This is a genomic window from Flavobacterium sp. P3_A6, assembly GCF_056403035.1.
Genome location: NZ_JBFUGG010000013.1, coordinates 134,143 through 156,297 on the forward strand (window position 1 = coordinate 134,143; position 22,155 = coordinate 156,297).

At 33.8% G+C, this 22,155-nt stretch carries 15 protein-coding genes; 4 read left to right on the forward strand and 11 right to left on the reverse strand.

Annotation, left to right across the window (positions count from 1 at the left end):
* Nucleotides 1–11 precede the first annotated feature (11 nt).
* Together AC1DVP_RS14000 and AC1DVP_RS14005 are read right to left on the reverse strand one after the other, a co-directional pair.
* Entirely contained in the window at nt 12–3,143 is a 3,132-nt protein-coding gene (locus AC1DVP_RS14000; protein WP_477184099.1) for a SusC/RagA family TonB-linked outer membrane protein, read from the reverse strand.
* An 834-nt stretch (nt 3,144–3,977) separates the two neighbouring features.
* Nucleotides 3,978–4,832, reverse strand: coding sequence for a leucine-rich repeat domain-containing protein (locus AC1DVP_RS14005; protein WP_477184100.1), 855 nt, complete (start codon nt 4,830–4,832; stop codon nt 3,978–3,980).
* 182 nt (nt 4,833–5,014) lie between these two features.
* Here AC1DVP_RS14005 and AC1DVP_RS14010 point away from each other — a divergent pair, with 182 nt between their 5' ends.
* Nucleotides 5,015–5,503 carry a DUF1761 domain-containing protein gene (locus tag AC1DVP_RS14010; RefSeq protein ID WP_477184101.1) on the forward strand — a complete coding sequence of 163 codons (489 nt, stop codon included), beginning with the start codon at nt 5,015–5,017 and terminating at the stop codon, nt 5,501–5,503.
* Between the two features lie 53 nt (nt 5,504–5,556).
* Here AC1DVP_RS14010 and AC1DVP_RS14015 read toward each other — a convergent pair whose 3' ends face one another.
* On the reverse strand, nt 5,557–5,838 hold the full coding sequence (locus tag AC1DVP_RS14015; protein WP_477184102.1) for a 4a-hydroxytetrahydrobiopterin dehydratase: 282 nt from the start codon (nt 5,836–5,838) through the stop codon (nt 5,557–5,559).
* A gap of 500 nt (nt 5,839–6,338) precedes the next feature.
* Here AC1DVP_RS14015 and AC1DVP_RS14020 point away from each other — a divergent pair, with 500 nt between their 5' ends.
* Entirely contained in the window at nt 6,339–7,490 is a 1,152-nt protein-coding gene (locus AC1DVP_RS14020) for a GNAT family N-acetyltransferase (RefSeq protein ID WP_477184103.1), read from the forward strand.
* A gap of 90 nt (nt 7,491–7,580) precedes the next feature.
* Here AC1DVP_RS14020 and AC1DVP_RS14025 read toward each other — a convergent pair whose 3' ends face one another.
* Entirely contained in the window at nt 7,581–9,488 is a 1,908-nt protein-coding gene (locus tag AC1DVP_RS14025) for an ABC-F family ATP-binding cassette domain-containing protein (RefSeq protein ID WP_477184104.1), read from the reverse strand.
* A 74-nt stretch (nt 9,489–9,562) separates the two neighbouring features.
* Between AC1DVP_RS14025 and AC1DVP_RS14030 the strand changes: the two genes are divergently transcribed.
* Entirely contained in the window at nt 9,563–9,943 is a 381-nt protein-coding gene (locus AC1DVP_RS14030; RefSeq protein WP_477184105.1) for a DUF983 domain-containing protein, read from the forward strand.
* On the opposite strand, the gene AC1DVP_RS14035 is transcribed toward AC1DVP_RS14030, so the two are convergent.
* The 7 genes from AC1DVP_RS14035 to topA form a co-directional block, all read right to left on the reverse strand.
* Nucleotides 9,944–11,002 (reverse strand): NAD(P)/FAD-dependent oxidoreductase, encoded by a 1,059-nt coding sequence (locus AC1DVP_RS14035; protein WP_477184106.1) that lies wholly within the window; start codon nt 11,000–11,002, stop codon nt 9,944–9,946.
* Nucleotides 11,003–11,080: 78 nt separating this feature from the next.
* A complete protein-coding gene (porN, locus tag AC1DVP_RS14040; protein ID WP_477184107.1) occupies nt 11,081–12,070 on the reverse strand; it encodes a type IX secretion system ring subunit PorN/GldN in 990 nt (329 codons plus the stop codon).
* A gap of 46 nt (nt 12,071–12,116) precedes the next feature.
* Entirely contained in the window at nt 12,117–13,676 is a 1,560-nt protein-coding gene (gene porM / locus AC1DVP_RS14045; protein WP_477184108.1) for a type IX secretion system motor protein PorM/GldM, read from the reverse strand.
* 50 nt (nt 13,677–13,726) lie between these two features.
* On the reverse strand, nt 13,727–14,356 hold the full coding sequence (gene porL, locus AC1DVP_RS14050) for a type IX secretion system motor protein PorL/GldL (protein ID WP_477184109.1): 630 nt from the start codon (nt 14,354–14,356) through the stop codon (nt 13,727–13,729).
* A gap of 65 nt (nt 14,357–14,421) precedes the next feature.
* Nucleotides 14,422–15,825, reverse strand: a complete 1,404-nt coding sequence (gene porK, locus AC1DVP_RS14055) for a T9SS ring complex lipoprotein PorK/GldK (protein ID WP_477184110.1) — start codon at nt 15,823–15,825, stop codon at nt 14,422–14,424.
* Between the two features lie 267 nt (nt 15,826–16,092).
* Nucleotides 16,093–17,244: a formimidoylglutamase gene (locus AC1DVP_RS14060; protein WP_477184111.1), complete on the reverse strand. Its 1,152-nt coding sequence runs from the start codon at nt 17,242–17,244 to the stop codon at nt 16,093–16,095.
* A gap of 73 nt (nt 17,245–17,317) precedes the next feature.
* Nucleotides 17,318–19,837: a type I DNA topoisomerase gene (topA, locus tag AC1DVP_RS14065; protein ID WP_477184112.1), complete on the reverse strand. Its 2,520-nt coding sequence runs from the start codon at nt 19,835–19,837 to the stop codon at nt 17,318–17,320.
* Nucleotides 19,838–20,177: 340 nt separating this feature from the next.
* On the opposite strand from topA, the gene AC1DVP_RS14070 reads away from it, so the two are divergent.
* Entirely contained in the window at nt 20,178–21,761 is a 1,584-nt protein-coding gene (locus AC1DVP_RS14070; RefSeq protein WP_477184113.1) for a glycerol-3-phosphate dehydrogenase/oxidase, read from the forward strand.
* Nucleotides 21,762–22,155 lie beyond the last annotated feature (394 nt).

A 22,155-nucleotide genomic window follows, 5' to 3' on the forward strand; every position in this document is an offset into this window, starting at 1 on the left:
TATTTTTTTACTTAGAAAGTTACGTTCAAGCCCGTAATGAATGTTTTAGAATTTGGATAAGCGCCAAAGTCAATTCCGGGATATAAATTATTTTGTTCATAAGAACTTACCTCTGGATCATAGCCCGTGTATTTTGTCCATGTAAATAAATTTTCGGCAGAGACGTATACCTTAATGCTTTTAGTTCCAATTTTTGAAGAAATGCTTTTAGGGAAAGTATATCCTAAGGTGATTAGCTTTAACCTCAAGAAAGAAGCATCTTCTACATAGCGTTCTGATACAATTCCAAGCGGAGAACTTGTTGCTCTTGGGATTTCATTGCTTGGATTAGCTGGAGTCCAACGATCTAATAAAGTAGCTGCAGCATTGGTTCCAAGAGTAGAAATTTCCAATTGCTGATTTAGCGCGTTAAATATTTCACCCCCATAAGAACCTTGGAACGAAAAATTCAAATCGAAGTTACTATAAGAAAGCGTGTTACTGAAACTTCCAACAAATTTAGGCTGTGAACTTCCAAGATCTCCTTTGTCAAGAGCAGTAATTACTCCGTCACCATTAGTGTCTACATATTTTCTGTCTCCAATTTTTGTATTGGCAAAGCTGTTAATTTTTGGCTGGGTATTAACTTCTTCCTGAGTTTGAAAAATTCCGTTGGTTCTGTATCCCCAGAAAGTTCCCAATGGCAATCCTACCTTTACCGTTACAGGCTGTTGCTGCAATAAAGAGCCATTTGGCACTATCGGGAAAAATTGATTTACTCCATTTCCGATTTCAAGCACTTTATTTCTGTTGGCCGAAAAGACAAAGTTAGAATTCCATGAAAACGTTTCTGTTTTTATGTTTTCGGTTATCAGGCCAATTTCAATGCCTTTATTCTCTACACCCCCAATATTTTGAAGAACTGTAGCAAATCCTGAAGTCAATGGAACTGGCACATTGATAAGCAGATCATTTGTTTTTTTGTAATATGCATCAAAAACAAAATTTATTTTTCTGTCCAATAATGATAAATCTAAACCAATATTATACTGATCTGTTTTTTCCCATCTCAAATCTGGATTTGCCAAACGGGTTGGCGCCAATCCAGTTTGCACTGTACCTCCAAAAGAATAATTAACAGAACCTATAGAAGCTAAAGAAAGATAATTACCTATTTCCTGATTTCCTGTAGTTCCTGCACTCAGCCTAAGTTTTGCATCACTTAAACCTTTAATGTTTTTGGCGAAATCTTCTTCAATGATGTTCCAAGAAAATCCAGCTGAAGGGAAATAACCCCAAAGTGATTCAGTACCAAATCTAGAAGAACCGTCCGCACGAGCTGATACCGTTAAATTGTATTTCCCTTTATAAGAATAATTCGCTCTGGCCAGCCACGATTTCAATACGCTTTCGAAGGCTTCAGTGTAGGGTTTTACAGCCACACCATCCTGTAACGCATTGTAAGTATTAGCATCATTTACAAAAGTATTGGCTCCAGCATTAACCACCTCTCCTTGTGTATATTGAAGCGTATAACCTGCCAAAGCAGAGAATTTATGATCTTCTCCAAAATGAGTATTGTAATTCAGCGTGTTTTCATTCAATACAGAACTTACCAATCTGTCACCGGAAGATGCAAGCCCTTTGGTTGGAGCGCCAGTGGTAGTATTGGATGGCGCATAATAGTTTTGTTTGGTATTAATTACGTCTCCACTCACTGCAACTTTGGCCGTAATTTCTTTGTTGATTTTGTATTCTCCAAACAAACTGGTCAAAATTCTGTTGATTTTAGTTTCGTTTACAGTGTTTTCCAAATCATTAATTGGATTGGGTACGTAACCGTTAACTGATGTAGCATAAGGATTATTAGTCACATTATAGCTCCCGTCAGCATTTCTGATTGGAACTACCGGCGCCGTTAGCAGAATACTAACCAATGGATTTGGATTTCTGCCGGCAGCAGCACCTCCATTAGTTCCCACTCCATTTGATATTGAATTGCTATAATTGGCATTTACCCCAAATTTAAAAGCCTGAGAATAATTTCTTTCATAATTGGCACGAAGCGAAATTCGTTTAAAATCTGACCCAATTACAATTCCTTCCTGATTAAAATAACCTGATGAAACTGCATATCTGGAGCGGTCATCACCACCCGAGAATGTCAATTGGTGATTCTGAACCGGAGCTGCCGAATTAAAAGCCGCCGACTGCCAGTCGTATCCTCCAGAAGTTTTAAGAGCTTCAATTTGGGCGGCCGTAAAAGAAGGCGCTTGGCCTATGCTCGCCTGAACATCATTGCGCAGGCTTGCCCATTGGCTCGCGTCTAATAAGCCTATCTTTTTTGAAACATTTTGAATTCCAAAATAGCCTTGATAGGAAATGTTGTCCTGTCCTTTAGTCCCTTTTTTAGTTGTGATAAGTACTACACCATTCGCCCCGCGAGAACCATAAATTGCAGTTGCCGATGCATCTTTCAATACATCAATAGACTCAATATCGGCAGGATTGATAGTTGACAGTACATTCACTCCTGCTCCGGCATAAGTTACTCCAGCCGTACCATTGCTGTTGTCATTGTAGATTAATACTCCATCCACAACATAAAGCGGTTCATTACCTGCTGTAATTGAATTGCCTCCTCTAATACGAACACTTGAAGTTGCACCAGGACGCCCAGAACTTTGGGTTACAACTACTCCTGGAATCGCTCCCCGCAATAAATTATCTGCAGAAGAAGTAACTTGTGCCAAATTTGCTTTTGGAATCGATGATATTGCACCGGTGATATCTTTTTTCTTTTGAGTTCCATACCCTACAACCACAAGTTCGTTCAATTCTTGGAGATCTTCTTCCAAATTCACAATAAGTGGGCTTCCGTCTGCAATAACTTCAGCTTTTTTATAGCCAATATAAGTTATGATTAAGGTATAAGGAAATTTTTGTCCAGTTTGAAAATAAAATTTACCTTCTGCATCGGTTACCACGCCGTGGGTGGTTCCTTTAATAATTACAGAGGCTCCTGCTACTGGTAAATTTGAGATTTTATTAACTACTGTTCCGTCAAGTTTAGACTGAATAAGGGGTTTCGTATCTTGTGCCTGGATTCCAAATGAAAACAGAAAAATACCTAGCCAAGAAAGATTATATAATATTTTTTTCATTACTTTGTTTTGGTTTAATAAATAAGGAGTCCTGAAGGCAGATTAAATCAGCTTTCTATCCTTTTTGAGATGAACATTTCTTTTTTAAACTCGCCATTTCTGTTGCCGCAGAAATGGCTTTTTTTTATCTACAACACATTAGTTTTTTCATTTTATTTCAATTTTAATTATTAGTATTTGATTTTTTAGGAAAAGGCATATAAACAAACTGCAAAACAATTTATCTGTCAAAATAAATTACTTTAAAAAGATTATTCAAAAAAATGTAAATTGGTATATAAATATAAAAGAGATATATTGAAAAACTCTAACAGCAACAACACATTCGACGGAGAGTGTCGAATGAAAAGGATCCTTGCATGATCAAAAAAGAGGTGCTTTTGATTGTTTTCAAAATATTAGTATTAATGATTAATATCGCTTTTTAAACTCTACTATTTCTATAGACAAACTTATAATTAAAATTTAAAACCACCAAAAAAAATCATAACATTTTGCCAACCAATTGTTAATTAGGACAAAGCAATAAACTAATACAGGCCAATTAAAGACTTAAAAAACTGAAAAACAATTGGTTACTAAATATTTTTATTAAATAAAATATTTATAAGAAAAAAAACATAAAGTAGGATTTTCATTAAAACATTTTAAAAATCTCTGATTTTAAAATCCTTTCTTTTCTAAAAAAGTAAATTTTTAAAGAATGAATGGACACAAATCTCACTGAAGTATATTAAATTAAAAAGCGTTATAATTTTAAAAAAAAATTATAACGCTTAAAACTCAAAATCAAACTATAAGTTATAACTTATAAATTTTATAAACCATCCTTTTTTATTCATCAACTGCCAAAACTCCTTTGGATGTATTCATAACTTCCAATTTGAATGCAACGCCAGATTCACTTCTCATTGTAAGATTGAAACCATTTTTTTCCGCCAAAATAGCAGGCACGTAACCTGAAAAAGAATTATAAGCTAAATTCACTTTTTCTAAATTCTCCAACTTAGCAATATTGAAAGGGATTTGTCCACTCATTTTATTATCAAATAAGCTTAATTTTTCTAGTAAAACTAACTTTTCAATATCCTTGCTAATATGTCCTGAAAATTCATTGCTGCTTACAGATAATTCTTTTAACTGCTTCAATTCATATAATGACACAGGGAATTCTCCAGTTAATTGATTATTAAATAAAGAAATAACTTCCAGTTCTTTTAAATTTCCTATTTCATTTGGCAATTCTCCAGAAAGCTTATTCATGAAAAGGATTAAAGTTTTTAAATGCTGGATTTCACAAATAGAATTTGGAATAGAGCCAGTCAATTTATTAAACGATAGATTTAACTGTTGCAGTTTTTTTAATTTACCAATATTTTGCGGTATTGTTCCTGAAATTTGATTTTTAAATAAATTTAATTCTGTTAAATTTTTTAAATTAGTTATCTCAATCGGTAAAATCCCAACTAAATTATTATCCGAAAGATTGATTCCTACCACTTGTTCATTTTCGATTTTAACTCCATGCCAAGTCGAAACAGGAGCATTTAAATCCCATTTTACAATCCATTGACTGCCATTTGTTTTCTGATATAACTTAACCAAAATATTTCTCTCATTATTTGAAACATTTGCTAATAAGGAAATAGAAAACGAAACCGTCAAAAATAATGCAATAAAATTTTTCATCATCTTTATTTTTTAGGTTATAACTATATAAAGTAACTCTTAAATTCATTAAAATGCAAATTTTATCGATAAAATACACTTTTATTTTTTTATTATAATCCAATAGCTACAATATTTAATAAAATATGACTATGTATCAAAATTTTAATTAAATTTGAGGCTATAACCTTAAAACTTTAATTATGGAAATGAATTGGATTGCAATTTTTGTAAGCGCATTAACCACATTGGTAGTTGGATTTATCTGGTATAACCCAAAAGTATTTGGAACTATATGGATGAAAGAAAATGGTCTCACTCAAGAGGAACTTCAAAAGGGAAACATGCTGAAGATTTTTGGTCTGACCTATATTTTCTCTTTATTTATTGTCATGATTGAAATGTCATTAACAATCCACCAAACTGGAGCGATGGGAATGATTGGAGGACCACAGAAAATTAATGAAGCACTTCCTTCCTTTAAAGCTTTTATGGACGATTACGGTACCGCCTACAGAACATTCAAGCATGGCGCTTTACATGGATTCATATCCGGCTTATTTTTTGCCTTACCGATAATTGGAATAAACGGTTTATTTGAAAGAAAATCTTGGAAATATATTTGGATTCATGCAGGATTTTGGATAGTTAGCTTGACTATCATAGGATCTTTGATTTGCGGATGGGTTTAAATCAAAGTAAAAAAGAAAGCCTTATTTCTTGTTGCATAGAAATAAGGCTTTTTTTATTGAAATAACGCTTCTATTTGACTGGCCAATTCAAAATCTTTTGATGTCACTCCTCCAGAATCATGTGTATTCAAACGAATATTCACTTTATTATATACATTAAAAAGCTCAGGATGATGATTCATCTTTTCGGCCAACACCCCCACCTGCACTATAAAACCAAGTGCCTGTGTAAAATTCTTGAATTTAAAATCTTTTTCTATTGCATTTTTCTTGAAATGCCAATCTTTTAAATTATCCAAAAAAGGGCTTGCTGATTCTTCTGTAAATGTTTCCATAATCGTTTATTTTCTATAAAGTTAAGGAAAAGATTCTAAGAAGCTAAGTCTCTGCGTTTTTGAAAAGCTAAATTCCGAGTTAAAAAAATTATAGCGAATATTTTTAATCTAAAAGACACAAAAGAAAGCGCTATGCACGCAACGATTTGCGCCCTTTGCGGTTAATTTTTTAGAATTGCCAGATACTGTAACTAGTTTACTATCTTTCTTTTTTTATATAATGGCAAAAAAGCAAAAATGACAACCCTTAGCCTCGATTGAAGTGAAAATCCTATTGTGCCGAGGTTTGGCTCAATAGATTACTTCACTCAATTTTTATTTTCATAGGAGTTCAGTGAACTTCGTTTGTAACATAAAACGGGATGATATTGCCAAAAAATCCAAATGTTTCTGCTCCAAATTAAGCTTAGAGACATAGAATCTTAGTAACTCACAAACTTTAAAACTATTCTCCATTAAACTAACTTTATTGCTAAATTTGAAAAATATACTTTCCCAGCTTGAAAACAACTCTTTCATATCAGATTTACGAAACCACAGCTCAACTTCCAGAAAACTGGAATGAATTGGGCTGTAAAAATATTTTTTTGTCCAAGGAGTATTTTGAAATTTTAGAAAAATCGGCTCCATGTAACATGATCTGCCATTATATCGGCCTTTTTAGAGATCGAGATTTAGTAGGAATAGCAATCTCACAATTTTTGGATTTAAATAAATTGGAATCTTTTGGCGACAGAGACCGATGCGTTAAAGCCAGCGTTCGGAAATTTGTTCTGAAAAATTTTGCTTCTCATGTGCTGCTTATAGGCAACAACATGCTTACCGGTCAAAACTCTTATGTTTTTTCGGACTCAATTTCTCCAGTAGAAGGCATTAAAACCTTAAAAAAAGCAACTGCCGATTTGAAATTAAAGTTTAAATCGATGGGCAAAAAAGTGCATATCACCACTTTTAAAGATTATACACAAAAAGATGCCGAAAACTTCGCCACAGACGCCTTTAGAAAAGACTATAAATACCGTATTCAGCCCAACATGACTTTTACCATTCTGAATGAATGGAGGACTGAACAGGATTATATCAATTCATTGACAAAAAAATACCGGGATCAGTACAAAAGGGCTCGAAAAAAAGCGGAAGGAATTGAAAAAAGAAAATTACATCTGGAAGACATTATCAAGTATGAAGCGGCTATTTATGACCTATACCACCATGTTGCCCAAAATGCGCCTTTCAATACTTTTTTTCTGACCAAAAACCATTTTAGAATTTTTAAAGAAATTTTGAAAGACAATTTCTTATTCTATGGTTATTTTTTGGATGACAAACTCATAGGTTTCAACACATTGATTAAAAATGGAAATACGATAGACACCTATTTTTTAGGCTATGACGATACCGTTCAAAGGGAAAAAATGCTGTATTTAAACATGCTTTATGACATGATTGCCTATTCGATCAACAAAGGATTCAAAGAAATTATTTTCTCCAGAACGGCTTTGGAAATTAAAAGTTCTGTTGGGGCAAAGCCAATGGAAATGTTTGGTTTTATGGAACACAGCAATTCCAAAATAAACAAACATGTCCCTAAAATATTTCCAAAATTGGAACCTGAAATTGTGTGGCAGGAGAGAAATCCATTTAAGGCGTAATCCGATTTTAGAATAAATAAAAAAGAGAATAGAATATAGATTTCACATCTAATTTCTATTCTCTATGTTCTATTTTCTTTATTCTATTGCCTATAAAGCATCTATTTCCTCCTGAACGATTTCCCAATCTAAAAGCAATTTATCCAACTCTGCTTTCTTTTTGTTATATGCTATAAAAAAAGAAGCGTCTTCAATATGCTTATCATAATTAGAGGCCAGCATTTTATCATCATGCAGAATGTCTTTTTCCAATTGCTTAATCTGACTTTCAACTTTACTTAATCTGTTTTGCAAAGCCTTTCCTTTTTTCTGATCTTCATAGGAAGCTTTATTGCTTTCTTTAGGAGCCGTAGCTTTTGCAATATCTTTTTTCTCAACTTCACGCATGTTTTCCAAATTACGCTGTTCCAAGAAATAATTAATATCTCCTAAATATTCCTTTATTCTTTGATCCTTGAATTCGTAAACAATATTTGACATTCCCTGAAGAAAATCTCTATCATGAGAAACCAATAGCAATGTTCCGCCAAATTTTTGCAAAGCTGCTTTCAAAACATTTTTAGACTTAATATCTAAGTGATTCGTTGGTTCATCCATCAATAAAACATTAATGGGCTGCAATAACAATTTACATAGCGCCAAACGGTTTCTTTCGCCTCCAGAAAGCACTTTTACCTTTTTCTCTACATCATCTCCGCGAAACAGGAAAGATCCCAGCATATCGCGCACTTTCATTCGGTTTGTATCCATCGCAGCATCTTCCATAGTCTGCAGCAAGGTAATCTCGCCGTCCAAATATTCGGCCTGGTTTTGGGCAAAATAGCCTAATTGTACATTATGTCCTAATTTAATCGAACCTTGGTATTCAAATTCATCAACTATCGCCTTAATAAAGGTTGATTTTCCTTGACCGTTTTGACCGACAAAAGCAATTTTGCTTCCGCGCTCTACAAGTAAACTAATATCTTTAAGAATCGTTTTATCACCGTAGCTTTTAGTGACATTTTCAGCCTCAACCACAACCCTTCCCGGCTCTTTAGAAACAGGAAATGAAATATTCATAACCGAATTATCATCTTCATCAACTTCTATGCGTTCTACTTTATCCAGCTTTTTGATTAACGATTGCGCCATCGAGGCTTTAGAAGCTTTGGCTCTAAATTTCTCAATTAACTTCTCAGTTTCTTCAATTTTCTTTGCTTGATTTTTCTGGGTAGCCAATTGTTTTTCGCGAATTTCATGACGTAATTCTAAATATTGGGAATACGGTTTATTGAAATCATAAGCTTTACCAAGCGAAATTTCAATAGTTCTATTGGTCACGTTATCCAAAAACATTTTATCGTGAGAAACAATAACAACAACTCCAGGGTAATTACGCAAAAAACTTTCCAGCCAAATTATACTTTCGATATCCAAGTGATTCGTTGGCTCATCCAGTAATAATACATCGTTTGACTGCAATAACAATTTGGCCAATTCAATACGCATTCTCCATCCTCCTGAAAAAGTTTCGGTTTGGTTGTCAAAAACTTCACGCTTGAAGCCAAGCCCTAGAAGAATCTTCTCAGTATCTCCAACATAATTATATCCTCCCAATAATTCAAAACGATGAGTATAATCAGAGAGATCTTCAATAATTTGACTATATTCTTCGCTTTCATAATCGGTTCGGGTTACCAATTGATGATTTATTTCAGCTAACTTTTTCTCTACAATTTTGATTTCGGTAAATGCTTCGTAAGCTTCTTCCAAAACGGTTCTTCCTCTCTCAAAATCGATATCCTGACGTAAAAAACCTAAACGTATTTCCTTCTCTTGAGAAATCACTCCAGAATCCGGAGCAAAATCTCTAGCCAACATTTTAAGCATTGTCGATTTCCCTGCACCATTCTTTCCTACAAGACCCACACGGTCACCCGCGCCCAATCGAAAAGTTACTTCCTCAAACAAATAAGAGCCACCAAACGAAACCGATAAATTGTGTATATTAAGCATGTATTATTGTTTTATTCCTTTATGAATTAGTAAATTTGTACTTTCTAAAATTAGAAAAATTAAATTTTTTGCAAATGTTAAAAAAAGGATCCAAACTATATAGCATTTTAACAGGAACTTGTCCAAAATGCATGAATGAGAGTATGTATGTTGACAAAAACCCTTTACATTTAGGATCTGTGCTCAAAATGAATGATCACTGCAGTCATTGCGGACTAAAATATCAGATTGAGCCTTCTTTCTTTTATGGAGCAATGTATGTAAGCTATGGTTTGAATGTTGGAGTTGGAATTGCAACATTTATCATATCCTATCTTATATTTAAATCTAGCATACAAACATCATTTATTGCAATTATTGCTACTTTGATTCTATTATTCCCAATTGTATTGCGCTGGTCCCGAAATATCTACATAAACATGTTTATTTCATACGACCCGACAACTAAAATTTAATTACGGTTTTCTTTTTCGCTTATTGGTAAATCTTTTGATATCAATTTCTTTATCCAGCAAAATCCCGTTTTCGATATTATCATACAATGCTTTGGCCATTGCCGGACCTAGCATCACGCCACGAGTTCCCAATCCGTTCAATACATGAACCCTTTTATACTCAGAATGCGTCCCTACTAATGGTCTCCGGTCTTTGACAGTTGGACGGACTCCAGCATAATGTTCTATTATTTCAAAATCACAGCAAATAATTTCTTTAATTCTGTCAATTAATTCCTTTTTCCCTTCCTCTGTGGGCAAATCAGTTTTGTCTTTCCAATTATAAGTAGCCCCAACTTTAAACAAATCATTCCCCAAAGGCAAAATAAAAACGCTCGTATTGACTATGACATCAAGATTCAAATCAGGAGCTTTAATGATAAACAATTCACCTTTGGTTCCATCTAAAGGAAGTTCATTAAAAAAGGGATTAGCATGTAAACCAAAACCTTCCGCAAAGACAATATGCTTAGCTTCAAGATTCTTATATAAAACTTTATCATCTTCAATAATTAAAGCATCATAATCAAAAGTTTCGTTTCGCAAAAGTTGGCGAGACAACAGAAAATTATGATACTCAGAAAGCAGCAAAGCAGTATCTACAAATCCAGTCTGCAGCACTTCGCCATAGCCGAAAGGAGAATCTATACCCTCATATTTATTAAAACATAAAGATGTTGATAAAAAAGGAGCTAACTCTTTTTTATCAGAGGCTGCAAACCAATTATTTTGCTCCTCAATAGAGAAGAACTTTCTCAATATGGGCATTTTAAAATCAAACTTATTATCTATTCTATTACATAAATTAAAATAAAAATCGGCCATTAATTCCAATTGTTCTTGAGCTTGCCATACTTCACTAAATCGTTTTAAAATAACAGGATTGTATAACCCTCCAGCAATTTTCGATGAATTTTGAGAGTTATTATTAAAAACAATAAAACTTTTTTCATGTAAAAATGCTCTTTCACAGAATGAAATCCCAGCCAAACCAGCTCCAACAATTATATAATCTATCATGAATAAAAAAATATTAAAGAAAAACAAAAAACTCTTACTTAAATAAAGTAAGAGTTTCTTTTAGAATAATTTATGAAATTAATAATTCCACATATCGTGTTCAAAGTCACGAATTTTATCTTTGATTCTATCCGATTCCAATAATTGGTTCAAAGCGTTTTCATTCACATACTCAGTAATCAGACGGTCACCATAAACATTTTCTTCTTTGTATATAACTCCGCTAAACAAACGTGAATCCAAAATTCTGTCAAAAGATATTGGCATTGAAGAATTTTTCTCATTGAATGCTAAATACTGATGTAAATAATCCCGAATCGATGGATAAAATATCCAAAATAAATCGATATAATCAGGGTTTTCACTTCCAACTTCTCTAGCTTCCGGAGCAATCGGACAAATACCTAATAAACGATACTTTAATTCACTTTGACGCTTATCAAAATACCAATACCCTTTTAATTTGTATCCTGTGATATCTTGTGCCGTAAGCTCTCTCTTATCAATAAATTGAGGATCTAAAACTTTAGCAACGGGAACAGTAGCAGGACCAACCACTTTTACTTTTTTACCTTTAACAGTTTTATAAGTAATCGACGGTTTTGCTTTTGGGTAATACAAATCTCTATTGGCATTTACTTCTTCTCTACCAGCATTTGTAGTATCAATGTAAGTAAAAGAACTGCTCATGTCTTTGAATGTCTTTTTAGTATTAAAATAATCATCAGCATACACTTCAGTTATTTTATTAGCTTTAATACCTTTAATTAAAACATCAAATAATGATCTCCTGTCTTTTCCTATATTAGTAGAATCAATTGGAAAATAAAGAGGGAAATTAAACCTTTCACTCAAATCAATAATCTCCCAAGTAGTTTTTCCCATTAATATATCTCTATCATCAACATAACCATAAGCCAAAGGCTTATCATTATCAAGAGATATTTGAGATTTAGTTTTTACACCTATTTGCTCAGGAGTTTTAGCATTAAGCAAATTAGACTGTGCAAATGAAGAAAAACTCCCTGCAACTAATGCAATAACCACTACTAAATTTTTAGTCTTCATCTTTATTAATTATTAAGTTATTTAAGTAAAATAGTAACTTAAATATTTATTGTATTTCGTAAATTACTGGTGCAGTTCTTGAAAGCATGATATCAGATCCAACCAATTTAGTTTTAATATCAGAGATTGTGATTTGATCACCTCTAGTTGCTCTCGCTAAAGCTGTTTTACATTGAGCATTAACTCTGTCTCCTGATACAATTACTGCAGCCTGACCAGTTACCTTTAAAGTAAATCCAACAACATTCAAATTAACATTAAAATCGAAATCTGGCAATTTAGCAGAAACTTGTGAAACTTCTAAACGGGATTTTGCACCTTTAACAATACCCATTTCTCCTCCAATTGCACCAACTGGAGCAGGTATACCTTTAATTCTGAAAGATCTTTTATCAGACACTTTAGAACCATCAGGCAATGTTCCTGTAACATTAATTACAACCTCTGAACCTTGACCTGGATTCATGTTATAACTACCAGCTTTACCAGCACGACTTAATCCTGGTGCAGAAGCACTCACTTTATCATCGGAAACACCAGCAAATGAAATAGTCATTGGGTTAATAACACCTCTATAAACAACATTCATTTTATCAGCAGAAATAGTTGCTGAATTTGGTTTTGGCACAACTACATAGTTTCCTAAAATAGGAATTGCTACTGGCTTCCCGTCTTCCATAAAAGTAAAGTTACCATTAATGTCGTGTTCTCCAACATTTCCAGCACCAAAACTAAAATCAACTTGACCATCATGTAATGCTGTTGCCAAATTTAAATTACCTCCATTTACAACAACCTTAGTTGGCACTGTAGATTTATCAAAACGTCCTAAAACGATTTTTCCTTTTACAGCTTCACCAGCAAAGAAAGCTGATTTTTCAGGAATTACAATCGCAGTATAGTTTTTCATCGATGCAGCAGCCACAGCTGTTGAACCAGTTAATCTGCCTAAAATTTGATTTTCAATAGTATTAACATCATTTTGAATAGCTGTTAATTTTGCAACTGAAGCGATTAATGGAAAATGCTTAAAATTATAATCTAAATTATTTTTAGTAACACCTTCTTTATCTTTAACATCACCCGTATTAAATTTAGTATTAAATTCAGTCAGGATATCCTGGAATTTAGGATCAGAACCCAATGCAGACTTAATGGCCGTTTTATATGTCTCAACTGCATTTACAACTTCCTTACCTTTTGCTGACAATCCATCACCGCTAAACCATGATTCATCTAATTTTGATGAATTATCCATAGTCTCATATGGTAATTTACCGTCTTTTTCTCTTACAATATCTTTAGTAAAACCTAATTTAAGCGATTCTACATATTTATAAAAAGTGGTTGTAGCTGCTGCTACTTTTTTTCCAATTTCATTAGGAACTTGATATTGCTCTGGTTTATCTTGAGCTTTAAGATCTAAGTCAGCTAAAATAGCCTCATTAGAAGTTAATGCTAAACCATTTGCAGTTTCAAATCTCTCGTTTATTAATCCAAATGCAGATAAAACTTCTTTGGACATATTTAATGCTAACATCGCGATGAAAACCAAATACATAAGGTTAATCATCTTCTGTCTAGGGGTTAATTTTCCTCCTGCCATTTTTTCTAATTAGTTTATTTATTAAAATTAAAATATAGTTAAAAAACTAATTATCCTTTATTACTCATTGCAGAAAGCATACCGCCATAAACATTATTCAAAGAAGCAATATTTGCAGTCATTGATTGCATTTGTTCTTTTAATTTGCTTGCGTTTTCAGCTATTTCTTTATTTGCTTCAGTATTTCTGGAAGCACTTTCTAATTGTATTTTATATAAACTATTTAAAGATTCCATTTGGGCAGCTGCCATAGATAATTCTTCGCTGTATTTTTTTGTTGCAGCAATTGAATCAACAGTTGGAGAAATATTTCTTGAAGCATCTTCGAAATTACGGATGCTATTACCAAGACTACTCATTAATTCACCGTCAATTTTTGCTTCTTTTAATAAAGCATCTAATTTTGAAGATAACATTCCGTCAGCATCATCAGAAACAACTTCTTTTTTATCGGCTTTCTCACCACCCGCTAATTCAGGATACACTAAAGACCAGTCTAATTCATGATCTACAGGTTCGAATGCTGAAAGAGCAAAAATAAAAGCTTCAGTACAAAGACCAACTATTAATAACGCACTTGCCCCAGGATAATGTTGAATTTTGAAAAGTGCTCCAATAATTACTACTGCCGCTCCCATACCATAGGTAAAATTCATTGCTTTTTTGCTCAATAATGCCATCTTTTAAAAATTTTAAAGTTAATTTATAGGTTATTTTTATTTAAGTGATTTAGGATTTTTTTTTATTATTTTTTACCGTTTTTAGTAGTTTGAGTACCCATGTAATCTTGTACTGTTCTAAAACCGATATAACTTCTTGCCGAATCCGAATACTCAAATGCACGTGTACTTACCTGCAAGAAATAAGAAACATCTTTCCATGATCCTCCTCTTACTACTTTACGTTTATTTGAATTATCAATAACTGCTGGATTCATTGTAGACATGAACTCATATGAATTTGAATCATAAGCAGAATCTGTCCATTCAGAAACATTACCTGCCATATTATACAAATTATATCCGTTCGGCTCATAAGATTTAGCCTCTACTGTATATAAAGCCTGATCCGCTGCATAATCACCTCTATTAGGTTTAAAATTAGCTAAGAAACAGCCTCTGTCACTTTTTGTATATGGTCCGCCCCAAGGAAAAGTTGCTGATTCCAAACCTCCTCTGGCAGCATACTCCCATTCAGCTTCTGTAGGTAATCTGAATGAATTTACATTATCAAAATGGCTTTTCTTAGATTTCAGCCAAATATTCTTATTTAAGGTTCTCCATTCACAAAAAGCTTTTGCCTGTTTCCATGTTACACCTACCACTGGATATTCTCCATAAGCTTTATGCCAAAAATAATCATTATGCATAGGCTCATTATACGAATAACTAAAGTCTTTAATCCAAACTGTAGTATCAGGATATACTTTTACCTCTTCGGTTCTTATAAAATCTTGTCTCTTACCAACTTTCGCTTTTGCAGCAGCTTGAATATCCATCCAATTATAACGGAATTTAAGTTTATTCACATCCATGGTTCTCAAACCATTATATGAAGCTTCAAGTGGCAAATACATAGAATCCATTACTTCAACATAATATTCATCTGGGTATTTTTTAACATCTTTTATAAGCTTTGCTTTTTTATTCAATCTTTTAAAAGCATTAGCATCCTTATCAGTACCAATACTGTAATAATTATCATACATATACTTATCGTATGCAGTCATTTTTTCAGGATTAGAATCTTTAAAAGAATAATCAGCTATACTGCCTGAATTTTTTCCTTTACCTTTTCCATCAGTTGCTGCACCCTGTCCGCTGTCTTCTGCCAAAATAGCCAAGCGCAAACGGATTGTAGAATCTTTAACCCATTCCACAAACTGACGATACTCGTTATTTGTAATTTCTGTTTCGTCCATATAAAAGGATCTAACAGTAACAGTTTTTGTTGGGGCGTCACCAACATTGGCAACATCATCATCAGATTTACCCATGATATACGATCCGCCAGGTACTAGTGTCATTCCATAAGGTTTTTCAGGATGCCACTTTGCTCCTTTCACACCAACCAACTCACCTTTGTCGCTTGATCTGCCACAGCTAATCAATACTGTTAAAATTGCCGTAAATGCAATGAAATTCTTCATAAAAATTGGGGTTATCTATTCATTATTATCAGACTGTAAACCTATTTATTTTTTTTTAAAAAAACAATTCTTTTTAGAGCCTTAAATTATTTGGTCAAATGTATGTTAAAAATTCTTAAAAAAAAATATTTTATCGCCGAAGAGCTAAATAAGAACGACAAAAAACATACTTTTGAAAAAAATGTAAGTATTACTCATTTAATTAAAATATTCACATAAAATTAACGCTTTTGCTAAAAAACTATTAATCATAAATAATCAAAAAAATCACACAACATTTTTTCTTTGTGCTTTCCACCATCTTTCAGGCATTTCTTGATTACAGGCTGCCAAATACTCTTCATATGAACACGGTAATAACGTGTTTTTTTTCAATTTATTGTTTGAGCTCAAAACATGTGGAATCTCAATCCACCATCTCTCTGTTTTATCACTTTTATAAAATACTAAATCCTCTTCTTCAAGCGGCACAATATATTTCAAATAATTCTCTCTGCTTCCAAAAGGGTATTCATTTGACCTATAATGATAGCCTTCGATAAAATACCAGCAAATCTGCGCAATAATTACTGCCTCTTGCTTGGAACAATTATGATTAAAAACACCAAATGATGTTACTTTATCACTTATCCCTGCATATCTGGACAAAGAACATATTTCCTTACCATTAAAACCATTCGGATTAAAATCCACAAAATTCCCCGAATCGGAAGATTTTACAGCTTTCAAATCTATACTTACTAAATCAGCATCTCTAAAAACTGGTTCTGAAATTGAAATATTATTTGAGACCTCCCCTAATCGATAAGCATCAAAAAACAATTTCTCAACCAAGTCAATCTCCTCTTGAGAATTATAATAAGTTTGATATCCAATATTACAAAAATTAAACAGATTATTAGGCTCATCAATAATAATTTTTGTTAAAAAAGAATCACAGCTTATTGCTTCGTTTTCTTTTCCAAAATCAAACTTACTATCTATCGAAACCAAGTTCACCATTTGCTCCAAATCATCGTAAGCCCTATAAAGTGAATAAGTTATATCTTGTGATCCGCCTATAACTATTGGAATGATTTTTCTTTTTATTAATCCAGATGTAATTTTTTTTACCGCAAAGTAAGTATCCTCTTTTGAATTCCCAGCAAGGACATCCCCTAAATCAGCTATACTTGCCTTCCAATTACCAGGAAACATACTGTACAATTCTTTTCGGATTGCATTTAAATCAACATCTGCTTTAGCATTTCGATCACCTCTGTTATCAAGAACACCAATTATCGCAATGTTAATTTTATCTAAATCAGGAATCGAATCATTAGTATGCAATACAATCTTGCTGCCCAAATACTGAGCAGACAATTCTTGTATATGCTTTAGAATTTCACTATCTAATGGTACTAAAAAATCAAACTCCATTTTTTATATTTCTTTATCGTCTTAATCCTTTTAACTACTTGAAACAAAATCAAGATTAACTGAATCAAATTCTCTATTTCTTCTTGGTTACAGCTTTTTTAGCAACAGGCTTCTTTGCCGCAGCTGCTTTCTTAGCTGCCACTTTTTTAGCCGGCGTCTTTTTGGCAATCATTTCCTGGACCTCTTCTAATGTCAATTTTGCAGCATCTACATCTTTGCTTAGTTCAATTTTTATTTTGCCTTTAGTTATAACCGAACGCCCCCAGCGTGCTTTTTCTACCAATATTCCTTCGTCCTCCCAATTATGAAGCACTTTATCAATATTCTTTTGCAATTTATCTTCAATCAAAGCTTCTACATCCGATTGAGAAAGATTATCAAAATTATATTTCTTGCTTACATTTATAAAGATGCCATTCCATTTGATAAACGGACCAAAACGCCCAGTCCCTTTTTGAACACCTTCACCTTTGTAAACAGCGATTGGCGCATCTGCAATGGCTTTTTCATCAATTAATTCCTGAGCTCTAACCATCGACACATCCAAAGGATCTTCCCCTCTTGGCAAAGAAATAAAAACACTTCCATGTCGTACATAAGGACCATAACGGCCATTACTCACCTCTACTTCTTCTCCTTTATATATACCTAAATTTTTCGGAAGCAAAAATAAATTCAATGCTTCTTCTAAAGTAATATTACCAATATTTTGTTCATGTCTAAGACTGGCAAACTTTTTATCTTCGTCTTCGGCATCTCCGATTTGTGCCATTGGCCCAAATTTTCCTAAACGAACTGAAACTGGCTTACCAGATACCGGATCAATCCCCAGTATTCTTTCTCCGCTTTCTCTATCTGCATTGGCCTCAACGTCTTTCACTGTTGGGTGAAATGTATTGTAAAACTCCTGCATCATAGTGGTCCATTCAATATTTCCCTCAGCGATTTCGTCAAAATCATGCTCTACCTTGGCCGTAAAATTATAATCCAAAATATTGCCAAAATTCTTAACCAAAAAATCTGTAACAATCGTACCAATATCTGTAGGAACTAATTTTCCTTTATCAGAACCTGTATTTTCTTTGAGTAACTTCTCCTCAAATTTACCTGACTGCAAAGTCAGTTGCGTATAATTTCGTTCTTGGCCTTCTAAATTTCCTTTTTCAACATAATTTCTGTTGATAATAGTAGAAATAGTTGGCGCATAAGTAGAAGGACGCCCAATTCCTAGCTCTTCTAATTTTTTTACCAAAGAAGCCTCTGTGTATCGTGCTGCAGCTCTGGAATATCTTTCGGTAGCAGTAATATAATTGTTTTCAAGCTTCTCATTGACTTTCATTGCAGGCAACATTCCTTCTTGCTCTTCTTCATCGTCATCATGACCTTCAAGATATACTTTCAAAAATCCTTCAAAAAGCAAAACCTCACCCGAAGCAGTAAAAACTTCATCATGATTATTAGCTTCAATTTTAACGTTCGTGCGTTCCAGCTTGGCATCACTCATTTGAGAAGCCAAAGTTCTCTTCCAAATCAAATCATACAAACGCGCTTGATCCCTATCAATATTAACGGTATGACGAGACATATCAGTAGGACGAATTGCTTCGTGAGCTTCTTGTGCTCCTTTGCTTTTATTGGCAAAAATTCTTGGGTTCGAAAACTCTTTACCATAAGACTTAATAATTTCTGCCTGCGCTGCATCCATAGCTTCTTTGGACAAATTTACACTATCCGTTCTCATATAGGTTATTAGTCCAGCTTCATACAGCCGCTGTGCCAATTGCATCGTGATCCCAACAGGCAAATATAATTTTCTGGCCGCTTCCTGCTGCAAAGTCGAAGTTGTAAAAGGAGCCGTTGGAGATTTTTTGGTAGGTTTAGTTTCTAAATCTGCTACCTTATATATAGAACCGATATTTTGTTTTAAGAAATCTTCGGCTTCTTTTTTAGTATTGAAATTTTTCGGAAGCTTTGCTTTGAAAGACTTCCCTGTTTCATTGGTAAATTCAGCTACTACAGAATAAGATGCTACTGCAGTAAAGTTTTGAATTTCGCGTTCTCTTTCAACAATCAACCGAACAGAAACAGACTGAACACGACCTGCAGACAAACCGCCTTTTACCTTTCTCCAAAGCACAGGTGACAATTCATATCCAACCAAACGATCCAAAACTCTTCGCGCTTGTTGCGCATTAACTAAATTATAATCAATTTCACGAGGTTTGTCAATAGCCTTAAGAATAGCTGTCTTTGTAATCTCATGAAAAACAATACGTTTTGTTTTCTCTTTTTTAAGTTTCAATTCTTCCGCCAAATGCCAAGAAATAGCCTCTCCCTCGCGGTCCTCATCACTTGCTAACCATACCATGTCGGCATTTTTAGCTAAGGTTTTCAACTTGGACACTAACGCTTTCTTATCCGAAGAAACTTCGTACTTAGGTTTAAATCCGTTTTCGACATCAACACCAATTTCTTTAGAAGGTAAATCGGCGATATGCCCATAACTTGACTCAACCTGATATTCACTTCCTAGAAATTTTTCGATTGTTTTCGCCTTAGCTGGTGACTCAACTATCACTAAATTCTTTGCCATTTTGCTTTTGTTTGAACCGCAAAAGTAATTTTTTTTTTTAAATATCAACCTTTCATTGATTTTAAAAACACTTTAAATCGGTAAATGAACTAATTAAACAATACAAAGTTTCACAATTCTCAATCCTTTATTATAATTCAATTCAGATTTCAACTTTAAACCAATAAAATCATTAACCTCAAGAAACCCCTTTAAAACAACAAAATACATAATTCTATTTCACGTATATATAAATAGGTATAAAAAAGAAATCCTAATTTAAATTTTCAAAAAGCTAATGCTTTTAAATAATTAGTTAAATTTACTACAAACAACCAAGTTGAACCTACAAAACTAGCCAATGGACAGAATCGAACAGCTAGAGAAACTCAAGCAAAACCAAAATTGGGACATTATCATTATTGGCGGTGGCGCCAATGGACTAGGAGTTGCAGTTGATGCTGCAAGCCGAGGGTTTAAAACCATACTATTGGAAGCAGTAGATTTTGCAAAAGGAACATCAAGCCGAAGTACTAAATTGGTTCACGGAGGCGTCCGTTATTTGGAGCAGGGCAATCTTTCCCTAGTTATCGAAGCCTTAAAAGAAAGAGGATTAATGGAAAAGAACGCAGGCCATTTGGTAAAAAATGAATCTTTCATTATACCAAATTACAATTGGTGGGCTGGCTATTTTTATACCATTGGCTTAAAATTATACGATTTATTAGCTGGCAAATTAAGTCTCGGAAGTTCCAAATATTTATCCAGAAAAAAAACACTCAAATTAATCCCTTCAATTGAATCAAGCAAACTGCAAAGCGGCGTACTCTATCATGACGGACAGTTTGACGACTCCAGATTAGCTATTAATTTGGCTCAAACCGCTGCTGAAAATGGAGCTTGCGTACTTAATCATTTCAAAGTGATTCAATTAATCAAGAACGACAAAAACCAAATCACTGAAGTTGTTGCCGTTGATCAGGAAACAAAAGAAGAACACATCATAAAAGGCAAAGCTATAATTAATGCAACGGGAGTGTTTACCAATGCCATAATGAAAATGAATAACACAGTTTATAAAAAATACATCGTTCCCAGTCAAGGGATTCATTTGGTATTTGATAAATCCTTTTTACCAGGCGGCCATGCACTAATGATTCCAAAGACAAGTGATGGAAGAGTACTTTTTGCAGTTCCTTGGCATGATAAAATTGTTGTAGGCACAACCGATACTTTAGTCAAAAAATCGGATATTGAACCAATAGCCTTGGAAGAAGAAATCGAATTTGTGCTGGAAACAGCGCAAAGATATTTGATAAAAAAACCAACACGGGCAGACGTCCTTTCGGTTTTTGCTGGCTTAAGACCTTTGGCAGCGCCGGAAAAAAAAGGACAAAGCACTAAAGAAGTTTCCAGAAGCCATAAAATAATTGTTTCCGAGACTGGATTAATCACCATTACCGGCGGAAAATGGACCACCTACCGAAAAATTGCTGAAGACATTGTAAATAAAGCCATTGCCATTCATCAATTACCCAATTACAAATGTGTGACCGAACATCTGGCTATTCACGGCAATAAGAAAAACAGTAACACCGATTTTGAAAACCACCTGTTCATTTACGGAACGGACAGTAAAGCCATTCTGCAATTACAGGAAAACGAACCCGAGTTAAAAGAGAAACTGCATCTTGATTACAATTACACTTTAGCCGAAGTTGTCTGGGCTATTCGAGAAGAAATGGCTACTACTATTGAAGATGTTTTAGCAAGACGTGTTCGGTTATTATTTTTAGACGCACGAGTTGCTATTGCATGCGCCGATAAAGTGGCACATTTACTGGCAAAAGAATTAGGACACGATGAAAACTGGATTCAAAATCAATTAACAGAGTTCAAAACTGTTGCCAATGGCTTTTTATTGAAAGAGTTTCGGGTTAAATAAATAAAATACAATTCTGAAAACGAAATACCCTAGCCCCGAGTGAAGTAAAAAGCCCGGAGCAAAAAAAGTAAAAGTTTCCTGTTCTAGAAAAGCGACCAACGGAAGCTCTTTCTAGGACTTGGAAACTTTACTTTTTTGCGAGGACTTGTAACGGAAAGATTCTGTGTTGATTTTCTAATAAATCTAAATTTTATTTTTTAATTTTTATCATTAAATTTGTCCTCTAAGTCGGCCATAGAGCTAGACTGTATAGCGTGCTTATGCCTTTTGTGCTTGCACGCTATTTTTTTTATAATCCTTGTCGTAAGTTGTTTTGTTTTTATAAAGAACATAAATCAATTCCAATAACTTTCTCTGAACGGCGACACATCCTTTCATTTTAATCCCATGTTTT